10 protein-coding genes are annotated in these 13,929 nt (G+C 46.8%); 1 reads left to right on the plus strand and 9 read right to left on the minus strand.

Annotated elements, in window-relative coordinates:
• Positions 1–73: 73 nt before the first annotated feature.
• The 9 genes from DXA93_RS11520 to DXA93_RS11555 form a co-directional block, all read right to left on the minus strand.
• Positions 74–1,825, minus strand: coding sequence for a sensor histidine kinase (locus DXA93_RS11520; protein ID WP_119208356.1), 1,752 nt, complete (start codon positions 1,823–1,825; stop codon positions 74–76).
• Positions 1,826–2,056: 231 nt separating this feature from the next.
• Positions 2,057–3,835, minus strand: a complete 1,779-nt coding sequence (locus tag DXA93_RS11525) for a glycoside hydrolase family 31 protein (RefSeq protein WP_243109220.1) — start codon at positions 3,833–3,835, stop codon at positions 2,057–2,059.
• Positions 3,832–4,101: a hypothetical protein gene (locus DXA93_RS18615; RefSeq protein ID WP_243036610.1), complete on the minus strand. Its 270-nt coding sequence runs from the start codon at positions 4,099–4,101 to the stop codon at positions 3,832–3,834. The genes DXA93_RS11525 and DXA93_RS18615 overlap by 4 nt, the downstream gene beginning before the upstream one ends.
• Before the next feature lie 127 nt (positions 4,102–4,228).
• A complete protein-coding gene (locus DXA93_RS11530) occupies positions 4,229–5,899 on the minus strand; it encodes an extracellular solute-binding protein (RefSeq protein ID WP_158565063.1) in 1,671 nt (556 codons plus the stop codon).
• A gap of 56 nt (positions 5,900–5,955) precedes the next feature.
• Positions 5,956–6,867 (minus strand): carbohydrate ABC transporter permease, encoded by a 912-nt coding sequence (locus DXA93_RS11535; protein WP_117804701.1) that lies wholly within the window; start codon positions 6,865–6,867, stop codon positions 5,956–5,958.
• A gap of 38 nt (positions 6,868–6,905) precedes the next feature.
• Entirely contained in the window at positions 6,906–7,847 is a 942-nt protein-coding gene (locus DXA93_RS11540) for an ABC transporter permease (RefSeq protein ID WP_226906294.1), read from the minus strand.
• Between the two features lie 198 nt (positions 7,848–8,045).
• The gene (locus DXA93_RS11545) at positions 8,046–9,605 is read right to left on the minus strand and encodes a response regulator transcription factor (RefSeq protein ID WP_117813791.1); all 1,560 of its coding nucleotides are present in this window, start codon (positions 9,603–9,605) and stop codon (positions 8,046–8,048) included.
• Between the two features lie 95 nt (positions 9,606–9,700).
• On the minus strand, positions 9,701–11,113 hold the full coding sequence (locus tag DXA93_RS11550; protein WP_117813789.1) for an amidophosphoribosyltransferase: 1,413 nt from the start codon (positions 11,111–11,113) through the stop codon (positions 9,701–9,703).
• 207 nt (positions 11,114–11,320) lie between these two features.
• Positions 11,321–12,196 carry a LysR family transcriptional regulator gene (locus tag DXA93_RS11555; protein ID WP_119208358.1) on the minus strand — a complete coding sequence of 292 codons (876 nt, stop codon included), beginning with the start codon at positions 12,194–12,196 and terminating at the stop codon, positions 11,321–11,323.
• 306 nt (positions 12,197–12,502) lie between these two features.
• Here DXA93_RS11555 and DXA93_RS11560 point away from each other — a divergent pair, with 306 nt between their 5' ends.
• Complete coding sequence (locus DXA93_RS11560) at positions 12,503–13,687, plus strand: MFS transporter (protein WP_055227985.1); 1,185 nt, start codon at positions 12,503–12,505, stop codon at positions 13,685–13,687.
• The last annotated feature ends 242 nt before the right edge of the window (positions 13,688–13,929 follow it).

Below are 13,929 nucleotides of genomic sequence, written 5' to 3' on the forward strand. Positions count from 1 at the left end.
AAGCTCCTGCAGTTTTTTCACGCAAAAAGGCGGGAACCCTCTATGTTCTCCGGTCCGCTTTTTTCTTTTCGCTTTATTCTGTTTTCGGCAGCCGCACCTCTACGACGGCTCCGTAATTTTCATCCATATTGGAGCACGTAATGCTCGCCCGTTCGCCGTACATCAGCGCCAGGCGGCGTTTTATATTGGAGATGCCGACATGGTGACGACCGTGGTAGATGATAGGCGTGTCGTTTTCGATTGCATCCAGTGCCTCTTTCGAAAATCCGTTTCCGGTGTCGGAAATACAGATGTAGAGGTACTCACCGTCCTCGTACGTTTCATTTGTCAGATACAGGGAAATCTCGCTCTTCCGGTCCAGGGATACACCGTGTACTACGGAGTTTTCCACCAGTGTCTGTAGCAGAAGAGACGGAACCTTCCATTCTCCGATATCACCATCCGTCGTTGCTTCAAAGGAAAAGGCTTCTTCTCCGTACCGCAGCTTCTGGATGCGGATATATGCCTCAATGTGTTCCAGCTCTTCCTCCACATCGCGCTGCTTCTTGGAATCCTGGAAAATGTAGCGCATATAGTCGGACAGCACCGTTGTGATCTCAACGATCTCGCCTTCGTTATTCTTATCCGCAATGCCATGGATCAGGCTCAGGCAGTTCAGAAAGAAGTGTGGCTTGATCTGTTCCTGCGTGTATTCCAGCTCGGCTTTCTGTTCGGCAAGCTCTTTTTCGTAGATTGCAATTTTCAATCCCTGTATTTTCCGCAGCAGTTCCTTGAATTTGCCGCTCACAGACTCCAGCTCTAACAGATTGTTGTTGCCATCGTCATTCAGACTCTGCTCTTTTTCCAGCTCCTCCAGTTTTTGTCCGAATTTTTCCAGCGGTACCAGAATCCGGTGGTAATATGCTGTAATTTCCAATGCGCAGACAATCAGAAGAACCGCGATCAGGACGACAAATGCAATCTGCATAATCAGTACATTCTCAAGAATACCTCCTCCCGGCAGAACCATAAGATTGATTTTTCCGACCGTGCCAAGCTGGTAGGAATAGACCGTCGCATTTTTCTTCTTCTTTCCCGCTTTGGAAAAATCGATAATCTCATTTTTATATTTTTCCGACGTATCTGCCTGCGTCATGACACGGCCTCTGGCATCCACCATAAACGGAATGACATCATACTCCTCTGTTTTGGCGCGGATGGTTCGGAAAATCAGGTTCAGATTGATGACACAGCCGATAACTTTTTTGTTTTTCGCGTACCAGCCTACAATATAGTCGTCGTCGCCAAACGTAATCACAGTCCATTGTGTGCTGATCGAATCCCTGGATGTCATAATCTGCAGATATGACATCAGCATCTGATTCAGTGTTGTCATTCCCTTACTCTCGGTAAACATAGTTCCGCTGTCCGTAATCAGAACATTGGCTTTCTGACCGTAGACGAAGAAGGTCTGTACCTCATGGTAACGGATTTTCAGCACACGGTTTCGCTCCCGCAGCGTCTGCTCCATTTCATAATACTGAGCATCTGTCGATGTTATCTGATCCGGGATTTCTTTGATGTTGCTGTCAGAATCCAGCAGATAGATCAGTTCACTGTTGATCTGCGACATATCACGGTTGATCTGATCGACATAGAGCTTTGCCGTATCGGCAATGTATTTATCTGCCAGCTTGCGGTTTTCCCAAACGCCCCAGAGCAGGCAGACAACAAGCCCCATAAGGACCAGAAAAACCGGAGTTCCAAGCCGCAGGGACGTATCCTTCAAACTGCGTATTCGAACGCTGCGCAGCATCCTTCGTTTTCCTTTCTGCCAGAGATTCATAAGCGCATCCACCCCCTTTTTTTCTACAGAGCAACTGCCGGACGCCGCACCTTACCGCGCAGCTCCGGCAGTCATTTTACACTCACGGAATATATTTGCAGCTATGTTCTTTGTAACACAACCCATTATATCACATTTTTTCGCTTTGTCCATGCAGAGTCCGTGTTTCACATGGTGAAAACAGGATTCTTTGTTACCGTTTGCCGGGTACCGGTGAGCGGTAACATTCTCTTATTCAGAAAAAATGTTCAGCAGATGTTCTGTATCTGCTCCTTCCCTTACGAATACCGGAATGATATCCATCGGTGCAGCAACCGTTACGTTCTGTCCTCCCTCATACTTTTCTCCGGTCCATGCGTTAAACCATGCCGTTCCATCCGGGAGATAAACCTCGCGCTCCGTTACGTGATCCTCCATCACAGGTGCAACATAAAGATCCGGTCCGAACAGATAGGCATCCTCCACATTCCAGCTTTCCTGATCTGTCGGGAAATCATAGAAAACAGGCCGCATCATCGGAGTTCCGTCCTCATGTGCTTTCTTCATCTGTGTCCGGATATAATCTCTCAGGCGCTCACGCAGGAAAATGTATTTCTTTGAAATTTCATATGCCTTATCGCCAAAGCTCCAGATCTCATTATCGCTGCCGGATCCGATCTGTTCTGCACCGTAGCCCTCCTGTGGGTTGCGGTTTCCGTGCAGACGCATGACAGGGCAGAAGCATCCGTACTCAAACCAGCGGATGTACAGACGATGGAAATCCGGGTCATCGGTTCTTGCGCCGTGGAAGCCGCCGATATCAGTGGTCCACCACGGAATACCGGCAACCGCCATGTTAAGACCTGCCTGTACCTGGCGCCGGAAGCACTCAAAGGTACTTACAATATCGCCTGACCATACGAGTGCACCATATTTCGCGCTGCCTGCCCAGGCAGAACGGATCAGGCTGATCGGCATGGTATCGCCTTCTGCCGTCATGCCGTCATAGAACGCTTTCAGATAATATTTCGGATAAATATTTCCGACCTCCTGTACGCTTCCGAGCTGATAACGGTAGTTCTTGAAATCATAAACGCTGTATTCCGGCTCTGCCACATCCAGCCAGAAGAGCTTGGCACCCTGATCATAATAATTTTTCTTGATCTTCTCCCAGACATATGTTCTTGCATCCGGGTTAGTCGCATCGAAGAAAACTTCATTTCCGCCGCAGAGCATCGTCAGCGGTACACCGTGCTCCGTGCGAACCAGATAGCCCTTCTCCTTCATCTCCTCGAAGTTTTCGGAATAAATGTCAACGGTCGGCCATACCGACACAACAACCTGAATTCCCATCTCCTTTAATTCGCGGCACATGCCCGGCACATCCGGCCAGTATTTCGGATCAAATTTGAACTCGCCCTGCTTCGTCCAGTGGAAGAAATCGACGACAATCACATCAAGCGGTACGCCAAGCTCTTTGTATTTTCTTGCTACAGACAGAAGCTGTTCCTGATTCCAGTAGCGGAGCTTACACTGCCAGAAGCCCATGCCATATTCCGGCATCATTGGCGGTTTTCCGGTCAGCGTCATATAATTCTCCTCGATCTCGGCAGGCGTATCACCTGCGATCACAAGATAATCGATTTCCTTCCCGGATTCCGTTACCCATTCCGTTCCATTATTCGCAAACATCACCTGTCCGACGCCCGGATTGTTCCATAAGAAGCCGTAGCCGATACTGGAAAGATAGAACGGAACACTGACCTGTGAGTTTCTCTGTGCCAGCTCCAGCATACAGCCCTTCAGATCCAGCTCATGCTGCTGATACTGTCCCATTCCGAAAATTTTCTCACCTTTTCTTGCTACAAACCGCGCTACAATACGGAAATTATCCCCGACGCCGTTGCTGTACTCGCGTCCCATGATATTGAGCGGCATGCTTTCCTCATCGCGTAGACGGCGGAAATGCTCCTTTAACAGAACTCTTCCATCCTCATGATAGAACGTAATAACGCTGCCGGAATCGATCACTGCATGAAGCTTTCCATTTGTGATTTTTCCGTAGGAGTATCCGTTCCCTCGTACATATTGGCAAAGGCTCCGCCTTTTGCTGATGGATCCTCAAAGATTTCAACCTCCCCCGCATGCGCATCCTTTGCTTCCAATGCCCAGTCACGGCCGGTAAAACTTCGGTTTTTTGTCGCGCGCACACGCAGTGCATCTTTCCCCCACGCTTCGATGCAGACGGTCTCGCCATCGTAGGAATAAATTAACTTACCCTCTTTTTCCAAAAACATGTAAAAATCCTCCTTTTGTCAAAAACGGCAGGTCATTTCTGGCCTGCCGTTTCTCCTGCTGTTTTGCACCTCAGACATTGATCCGCCGGATCAACGCCTGCTTCTTACAGGTAATGTTATTTTCTGTTTATTTTGCCAGATTTTCTTTGTATGCATTGTAAGCATCTGTCTGAATCTGGAGGAACTCGTCAATACCCATAGCTTTCAGCTGATCGATGTAGGAATCCCATTCATCATCGATGCCGCCGTCTACTACCCAGTGTGCATACTGTGCTTCTACATATTTATAGATATCGGTTCCGATTGCCGTGATTCTGGAAAGGTCTTCGTCGGTATACTGAACCATCGGGAATCCGCAGTTTTTCTCAGTATCAACATATTTCTCGTTGATTGCATCGTCTGCCAGTTTGATACCATCACCCTGATCTTCCGGAAGAGAAACTTTGTCATAGAAATCCCCGTTCATGTATTTTGGTCCGAAGTCACGTAAGGAGTTGGACCATGCGGAAGTATCCAGAGAAGATCCATCGCTTGGCACATCTACATTGTAGGTTCCGTCGCCATTGTCTGTGATCTGGCTTCCGATCGTACCATAGAAGGTCTGTAACGATGCAAGATCGGTGTAAAATTCATCCGCCCATTTCAGCAGGGTGTCAGGATCTTTACAGTCTTTGGAGATCATGAGCTCACGGTCGGAGATATCAAGGTAATTGGTTGCTGCTTCTACGTAGTGGTTTCCATCGTAGCCTTCTACTGCCTCAAGGGTCTTAAACTGATTTACGTTCGGACCAACCTCAGCATCTGCAGTCCATCCAAAGATAAGACCTACCTGAGAACCTCCATCTGCCTGCTGTTTTGCTGTCTTCATGGAGCCATCCTGTGTGAAGTACTCAGGGTCAACAACGCCCTCTTCCCATAACTGACGCATCCATTTTACTGCTTCTTTGTAATTTTCTTCCATCGGCATGAAGACCGGTTTTCCTTCGCCATTCAGTCCCATGTAGTTTCCGTCACGGCTTACCATGGTTCCGAACGGGGAAAGAATGTGGCGCAGATCACCGCTTAACAGTCCGCTGCCTGCTGAATTTGTGATACCGATTTCGTTGGTCGGATCCCCGTCACCATCAGCATCTTCTGTTGCAAATTTAACAAGAACCTCTTCCAGCTCTTTATAGGTCTTCGGTGTTTCCAGTCCTAAGTTATCCAGCCATTCCTGGTTGATGCACATAACATCGCCGCAAACCTTCGGACGAAGCGGAAGCTTCTTCGGTAAGCTGTAGATTCTTCCGTCACGGCTGGTGCAGACTGCTTTCAGTTCCGGATCAGCCTCAAAGGCTGCTTTCAGGTTCGGCATATCTTTTTCGATCAGATCTGTCAGATCCAGGAATGCCGATTTGTTCTGTGCCATATCTGCCTGTGTTAAGCAGATGGAGCCAAGAAATGCATCCGGGAGGTCTCCGGAAGCCAGCAGCAGAGATTTCTGCTCGGACCAGTCACTGTTGTAATAAACCTGCCAGTCGATGTTGATATTCATCTTGTCCTCGATTTCTTTCATGACGCCTTCATGCAGGAAATCGGTCGGCCAGGTATCGGTCCATCTTACCGTTGCAATCTTATAGGTTGGGCGGTCACTGGTATCTGTCGTGTCACTGGCAGAAGATTCTGTCTTGGCAGAACTTGCTGCAGTGCTTCCACTCGTACTTTCCGCTCCTCCATTACTTCCACATCCTGCAAGCAGTCCGGCTGCCATTGCGGCCGAAAGAGCAACGCTCCAGGCCATTTTCGTTTTCTTTCTCATCATCATCTCTCCTTTATGATTTTTTTATTTGCAATACTTCTCTCCTGTCCGCAGGATCAGCCTTTCAGGGATCCGAGCATAACACCCTGATTGAAGTATTTCTGCACTAACGGGTACATACACATGATCGGCGCGGAGGAAACCACGATGATCGCGTATTTGATAAGATCGGCCATCTGCTTTGCCTCAACGGCTGCAGCGCCGGTACTCATGGCACTCATGGTCTGATTGCCGACCAGAATGCTTCGAAGGACAATCTGCAGCGGCTGCAGACTTTCGCTTCGGATATAAATCAATGCATTAAAGTAGGAGTTCCACTGTCCTACTGCTGCCCACAGGGCAATAACAGCGATAACGGCTTTGGAAAGCGGAAGCACAATCTTGAAGAAGAATCCAAGGTATCCACATCCATCCAGCTGCGCCGCCTCCCAGAGATCCTCCGGGATACTGTTGTTGAAGAACGTTCGTCCTACGATGATGTAATACGTTACAACGGAGAACGGAACAACCATAACCCAGAAGGTATCCAGCAGATGAAATCTCTGTACTGCCAGGTAGGTCGGGATCAGACCGCCGGTGAAGAACATCGGGATCAGATAAAATGCTGTAAAAAATCTTTTTCCATACAAATGCTTTCTGGAAAGCGCGTAGGAAGCCGGAATATTGACAACGAGTGTCACAAGCGTTCCCATAATTACGTAAGCAATCGTATTGCGGTAGCCGGTCCACAGCTTTGCGTAGCTCGCCAGCTGTTTGTAGCCTTTGAAGTTAACTCCTTTTGGAAGGAACATAATCTGTCCGTTGGATACGGCTGCCGGATCACTGAACGATGCAATGATGATGAAGTACATCGGATACAGGGTGATGATGATCAGAAGCACGCCGATCGTATACAGGATGATATCGAAAATCCAGTCTTCTCTGGATTTCTTTACTTTATTTGTTGATACTGCTTTTGCTTTACTCATATTTTTGCTCTCCATTCCTATGTAGGCTCAAAATTCTGTCAGATCAGTGAGGTATCACTCATTTTACTGGAAATGAAGTTGACCGCCAGAAGAAGAATCAGGTTGATAATGTTGTTGAACAGGCCAATTGCAGCGGAAAGGCTGTACTGGCTGCTCACAAGACCCATCTTATACACATAGGTGGAAATGATCTCACTCGAAGTACTGTTCAGTGTATTCTGCAGCAGGTAAACCTTCTCAAATCCAATGCTCATAACGCTTCCCATTCTCATGATAAACATGATGGTTGCCGTCGGCAGCAGAGCCGGAACGTCGATGTGGATCATTTTGTGCCATTTGTTGGCACCGTCCATCGTTGCCGCTTCATACAGGCTCGGGTCTACAGAGGAAAGTGTTGCGATATAGAGGATACTGTCCCATCCTACATGCTGCCATGCCTCAGACCATACATAAATGTGCGGGAATGCTTTTGCACTTCCCATCAGGTTCGGGAGCTTGAATCCAAGCAGTCCGACCAGCTTTGCGATAATACCTGTACTCGGGGAAAGAAACAGGATCAGCATTCCGGCCATAACAACGGTGGAGATGAAGTGCGGCAGATAGGTTGATACCTGGAAGAATTTTTTAAACTTCTGTGCCTTCATCTGGTTAACCAGCAGTCCCATGATAACCGGAAGCGGGAATGTTACCGCGATGGTGTAAAGACTGATGATAATTGTGTTTTTAATGGTCAGACCGAACTGATAGGAGTTAAAGTACTGTTTGAAGTATTTCAGTCCAGCCCAGCTGCTTCCCATAATTCCTTCCGCAGGTGTAAAGTTTTTAAATGCAATCACAATTCCGTACATCGGATAGTACGTAAACAGTGCAAAAATGATAATGGAAGGAAGCATCAGTAAATATAATGGCCTGCTTCTTCTCACTCCCTCTACAAATCCTATGGAACTCTTCTTTTTGGTTTTACTATGGTTGGCGCTCACATATCATCCCTTCTTTCCTTTAGATTTCTTTTTCTCGTCTCAACCGATGAACATATTATACAAAAACTCGCCTCATTTTTCTAACATTTTCCGGCAGTCTGTATATTAAAAAAAAGACGTTTTCGCAACGTCTTTTTTTAAGTAAAATCTGTTTTTTGTTATCTATCACGTTTTTTTGTTATTGACACCATTTTTTTGTTATTTCTGACGGCTCCGGTATTCATTTGGCGTACATCCAACCAGCTCCCGGAACGTTTTACTGAAATAGGAAAAATTTCCGTACCCGACTTCCATCGCAATTTTGCTAATCGGCAGGGATGATGTGCGCAAATATTCTTTTGCCCGTTCAATTCTGCGCTCGGCGATATAATTTGGCAACGACATTCCCGTCGTTTTCATAAAAAGTTTGGAAACATAATCTTCCGAAAGAAAGACTTTTCCTGCCAGCACCGGCCGTGAGAGATCTTCTCCCAGATTCTGTTCAATATATTTTTTCAGCTGATCCACCACATTGTCGCTGTGTGTTTCGCTCTTTTTCTGTCCCTCCAGTACAGCAAACAGATATTCGATAAATTCCCGGCTTCCAACTACAGAAAGACAGGCTTCTCGTCTTCTGTGCTCGAATTCTTCTCTTTCAAAAATCTGTTCAAAAGCGATTCCACGGTCTTTTAAATAGCCATAAACCGTCTGAACCAGTTCTCCGATAAAACGAACGGTAAAATCTTTTCGCATTCCACCCGCAGCCCGGCGCTGTGTAATATAGCCCTGCAGAGATTTCCTTACCTGCTGCACAGAGTCCGTCTGCTCCATTTCTGCAAGATACGTTTTCCAGGATGGCTTTTGATATTCACGTTCCACAAAGTACCAGCGGTCTTCGTACAAAATTCCTGTCTCATCCGGCACGGCGTATTTTTCGATTTCTTCCAGTTTATCCCGGCTTTTTGGAATCTCTTCCAGCGTAACGGGTTTTCCCATATAGGTACAGAATCTTGCCGGAACCGCACCGGAAAGACACTTTCTCCATTCCTCCAGCTTTTCTTCATCCCCTGCATTTCGGATCACGTTCCGCAGTACAATCGCCCACTCCAGATCACTGGCATGGACAATGGCTTCCACACGCCGCCCTCTTGTTTCAAAAAATTCTGTCGTGACATTCTCAATCACAAAATTCTCCAGACTGATTTCTTTTTTATAATATTCTTTCGAAGGAATCTCCAGAACACGCAGCTGGATCAGGCAGAATTTTTCTTCCGGATCGTCATATTTCTTTTTTGCCTGCTCGATCCAGTATTCTTCCTGCATACACTGGATCAGAAGATCTTCCCATAGTTTCTTTTCTTTCTGTTCTGTATTTTCCTGTGCTTTTGTCTTCTGCTGTTTTTCCTTTACAATCTCGACCAAACGAAGAAGCGCGATTTCCAGATCTGTATTGGAAATCGGTTTCAGAAGATACTCTCTGGATGAAAGTTTCAGCGCCATCTGTGCATAGGCAAAATTTGCATAACTGCTCAGGAAGGCACATTCGATATCCAGTTTTTTATATCGGATCCATTCGAGCAGTTCCAGCCCGTTTCCCTGTGGCATGTCGATGTCACACAAAAGCATTTCGATTGGATATTCTTCCAGCAGTTTTTGCGCCTGGCGGATATTGTTTGCCGTAAAAACCATATCGATTCCGATTTTACTCCAGTTCACAGTCTCTTCCAGCTTATCGACCAGCAGCTTATCATCATCCACGATCAGAATAGTAATTGCCATAAAAAAGCCCCCAATATTTTTTAAGGCCAGCCGGCAGATTCCACTTACATAGAATATTCTGCCAGTTGGCCTGCTTAAAAACTATTATATCCTTTTTATTCTTTTCCGTCAAAGCAATAGGTACACATTTTGCACTTCGGCAGTCCAATGGATTCTACCAGATCATCGAGGCGGTGATACCGGAGGCTGGTAAAGTTCTGACGGCGGCAGATTTCCTGGCACATGGATTCGTAGCGGTCGCTCTTCGGATCTGCATATTCCTCCAGTGTTTTTTCTGCATTTTCTCCTTCTTTTTCGAGGATGATCCGTCTGGTAATCAGATCAAGCTCGGATTTGGAACGGGAAAAGTTCAGGAACTTGCATCCATACAGCAGCGGCGGGCATGCCGGGCGGACATGAACTTCTTTTGCACCGCTCTGATACAGAAACTCAGTCGTCTCCCGAAGCTGTGTACCGCGCACAATGGAATCATCAATCAAAAGCAGCTTTTTCTGATCGATCAGTGCCTGTACCGGAATCAGTTTCATGCGTGCGATCAGGTTTCTCTGCTCCTGATTGGTCGGCATAAAGGAACGCGGCCAGGTCGGAGTGTATTTGATAAACGGTCTTGCAAATGGAATTTTAGACTCATTGGCGTAGCCAATCGCATGGGCGATACCGGAATCCGGCACACCGGCAATGAGATCCGGGTGAACATCACTTCCCGCATCACGTTTTGCAAGCATGGCACCACAGTGATATCGCATCTCCTCGACGTTAATCCCCTCGTACGATGCTGTCGGATAGCCGTAGTAAACCCACAGGAAAGAGCAGATTTTCATCTCCTCCTGCGGCGGAACAAGCATCTCCACGCTCTCCGGTGTGATAAAGTCGATCTCTCCAGGTCCCAGTTCATGATAATCGGTATAGCCAAGATTCAGGTAAGCAAAATTTTCAAAGGAGGCACAGTAAGCGCCCTCTTTTTTACCAATGACAAGTGGCGTACGGCCTTTTTTATCACGGGCGGCGTAAATTCCGTCTTTCGTCATCAAAAGCAGCGTCATGGAGCCATCCACCACATCCTGCAGATGACGAATACCTTCCGTAATCGTTTTTTCGCTGCAGATCAGAGATGCTGCCAGCTCTGTGGCATTGATCTGTCCGGTGCTCATTTCCTGGAAATGCGTCCGTCCGTTTCCATAAACATTCTCCAGGAGCTTGTCCATGTTGTTAATCTTTCCAACGGTTGTAATCGCAAAGCTTCCAAGATGTGACTGGATCAGGAGCGGCTGCGGTTCATAGTCGGAAATGCATCCGATACCAAGATGGCCTTCCATCTCTGCTACATCGCGCTCAAATTTTGTACGAAACGGGGAATTTTCTATATTGTGGATTGCACGGCTGAAACCATTTGCTCCATAGGTCGCCATTCCTCCTCGTCTTGTACCGAGATGAGAATGATAATCTACTCCATAAAACAGTTCCAGCGTACAGTCTTCTCTTGATGCAACTCCAAAAAAGCCTCCCATTTGTCGTTTACCTCTCTTTTGTATTTTTTCTCCCTTGTGATGCGAAACGTATCGGTAATTCGGGCCATGGTCCTTTTACACCGTTTCGATTTGCACATACTTTCTTTTCTGTTATAGTGTAACACGATTTTTCCCGGATTGTAAAGTTTTTCTAATAAATTAGCTCACGAAAATAACTCACGTTAATAAATCATTTTCTGGCTGTTTTCACAAATTTTCCCGGATATGGTCGATAAACTTCGTTGCGGCAAGGCTGAATGGCTGTTCTCTTTTCCAGGTAAAAACACTGCGGCAGATGATCGGCGGATCTAAGAATCGTCCGACAATCTCGTCTTCCTTCCATAGTTCGGAGACTCCCTGCACCGTAATGAGATACCCGAGTCCCTTCCGAACCATTTTTGCTCCATTCGTCGGCATATTACAGGTAAATCGAACATTCAGCTTCTGATAATATGCTCCGAACCAGTTGGTAATCTCATTTTGCACATCCTGTCTTCTTGGCAGGATCAACGGAAGATCTTTTAAATCTTCCGGATGTACGACTTCTTTTTGTGCCAGCGGATCATCCGGGCGCATCAGCACCTGCTGCCGCTCTCCTTCTTTCAGACGCACAAACTCATATTTTCCCACATCAACCGGCTCCAGAAGCAGTGCAACATCCATCAGACCACGATCCATCCGCTCTTTCAATACATCTGCTGTTCCCGTCACCAGATCAAACGTCACGTTCGGATATTTTTGGCTGAAGGTTTCGATCAGATCTGCCAGAACATTCACAGACCTTGTCTCTCCGCATCCGATTGTCACATGTCCGTCGATCAGTGCTTCCTGCTCTGCCAGTTCTTTTTCTGTCTTATCAATCAGCCCGATAATTTCTTCTGCCCTGCGGCGCAGCAGGATTCCCGCATCCGTCAGCCGGATTCTCCTTGTTCCCCTTTCAAACAGGATCACTCCCAGTTCTTCTTCCATCTGGGACAGCTGACGGCTTAAGGTTGGCTGCGTAATATGCAGCATCTCTGCCGCACGGCTGATGTTTTCTTCCCGTGCTACGGCAAGAAAATAGCGAAGTACTCTTGTTTCCATATGTCTCCCTCTCGTTTTTCTCTCATTTTATTTCTGGTCTTTGTTTTATTTTGCTCTTTATTTCTTTTCCTTCCTGTTTTTCAGAAAGAATTTTCTTTCTTCTACTATATCGCTTTTTTTTGTTTTCTGAAAAGAAAGTATTGATTCTTTTTTTCAAGTATGATACTTTGAAATTGTTGCGTACAGAGGTTCTGCGTTAAACTTAACGCAAATTTTCTGTACCTGTTTGCTATCCACAGAAATCAGAAACACGCGCATTTTTCTCTGATTTCCTATGATAATTTTTTGTATCAGGAGGGTTTTACTATGGTTTCACTTTTGCTGCCTGTCATTTATCTGGCATTCATCAGTCTTGGACTGCCGGATTCTCTGCTCGGCTCTGCGTGGCCGGTCATGTACCAGGAACTGGGAACTTCCGTTTCCGCAGCCGGTATCATTTCCATGATTATCTCTGCCGGAACAATTGTTTCCAGTCTGAACAGTGACCGGCTGAACACACGGTTTGGCACCGGAAAGGTCACCGCTGTCAGTGTTCTGACAACCGCTGTGGCACTGTTTGGTTTTTCCATCAGCCATTCTTTCTGGGCCCTGTGCCTCTGGGGAATTCCCTACGGTCTCGGCGCCGGAAGCGTCGATGCCGCTTTGAATAACTACGTTGCGCTTCATTATAAGGCGCGCCATATGAGCTGGCTGCACTGCATGTGGGGTGTTGGCTGCAGTACCGGCCCTGTTGTGATGAGCTGGGCAATCAGTCACCTGAACTGGAACAAAGGATATCTTATCATTTCCATTTTCCAGATTGTGCTGACATTGGTTTTGTTCTTAAGCCTTCCTCTTTGGCAGAAACCTGCCGGAGCTGCCGAAGAGGATACCTCTGTTCCGGCGGAGCGGAGTTTTTCCAGTCTGATCCGTGTTCCTGGTGTCAAAGAGGTGCTGATCTGCTTTTTCTGTTATTGTGCAGTGGAATCTACTGCTGGCATGTGGGCTGCAAGTTACTGTACGCTGTTCCGCGGTATTGATGCACAGCGTGCCGCAAGCTGGGCCAGCCTGTTTTACATTGGTATTACCATCGGACGTTTTATCTGCGGTTTCGTTACCATGAAGCTGAACGATCAGAATATGATTCGTCTGGGACAGTTTTTCATCGCCGTTGGTGCGGTTCTGATGCTGCTGCCGTTTGGCGATTCCCTTCTTTTTATCGGCCTGATCCTGATCGGACTTGGCTGTGCGCCGATTTATCCTTCCATCATTCATGAGACACCGGCAAACTTCGGTGCCGACTTAAGCCAGGGAATCATCGGCATCCAGATGGCCTTTGCTTACGTCGGAACCTGCCTGATGCCGCCGGTTTTCGGTGTTCTCGGCCAGCATATTTCCTTCGGACTGTATCCGGTATTCCTGATGGCCATTTTGATTCTGATGGTTGTAATGGCAGAGCGGATGCACCGCGTAACGGCGGAAAAGAGAAATTCTTATAAAGCCAACTATTAATCCAATTATTCTGCAGCAGAATGGTCCCCTTGGATCAAACTCTGATATACTGCGTACAAAAAAGTACATCTGATCAGGTTACTCCCTGATCAGATGTACTTTTTGTAAATTTCGGAAATTTTTTCAAGCACGCTCCGCTTCAAACTCTTTCACCACATCCTCCAGCAGGTTTCTGATCTGCAGGTGCTGCAGACATACTTTCTCACATTTTCCGCATTTCACGCAGTCTGATGCCTTTCTGC

Origin of the sequence: Blautia sp. OF09-25XD (assembly GCF_003482095.1) — a bacterium.
GTDB classification, from domain to species: Bacteria; Bacillota; Clostridia; order Lachnospirales; family Lachnospiraceae; genus Fusicatenibacter; species Fusicatenibacter saccharivorans.